Source organism: Mesorhizobium sp. M7A.F.Ca.CA.002.15.2.1 (assembly GCF_003998715.1).
GTDB classification, from domain to species: domain Bacteria; phylum Pseudomonadota; class Alphaproteobacteria; order Rhizobiales; family Rhizobiaceae; genus Mesorhizobium; species Mesorhizobium ciceri.
Genome location: NZ_RZPI01001291.1, coordinates 1 through 409 on the forward strand (window position 1 = coordinate 1; position 409 = coordinate 409).

Annotated in this window: 1 protein-coding gene; it reads left to right on the top strand. The window is 63.6% G+C overall.

From position 1 onward, the window contains the following. Positions 1-409, top strand: a 409-nt coding sequence (locus ENZ74_RS34200; RefSeq protein WP_164761524.1) for a peptidase dimerization domain-containing protein, incomplete at both ends; no start/stop codon positions are given.

Below are 409 nucleotides of genomic sequence, written 5' to 3' on the forward strand. Positions count from 1 at the left end.
GAAATGGGATGCCTCTGTCGTCGGCGAGCCGACCAACCCGGATGCGCTGGGCGACATGATCAAGATCGGCCGCCGCGGCTCGATGTCCGGCGCCGTCACCGTCAATGGCCGCCAGGGCCATGTCGCCTATCCCTTGCTTGCCGACAATCCGGTGCGCGGGCTGATGAGCCTGGTCGATGCCTTGCTGCATCCGGTTTTCGACAAGGGAACCAGGGATTTCCAGCCGACCAATCTGGAGGTCACCTCCATCGATGTGGGCAACCCGGCCACCAATGTCATCCCGGCCAAAGCGACCGCGACCTTCAACATCCGCTTCAACGACACCTGGACGGACGAGACCCTGCAGGCCGAAATCCACAACCGGCTCGACCAGGCGGCCAGGCGCAAGAAGTACCGGCAGGGCAAGAAG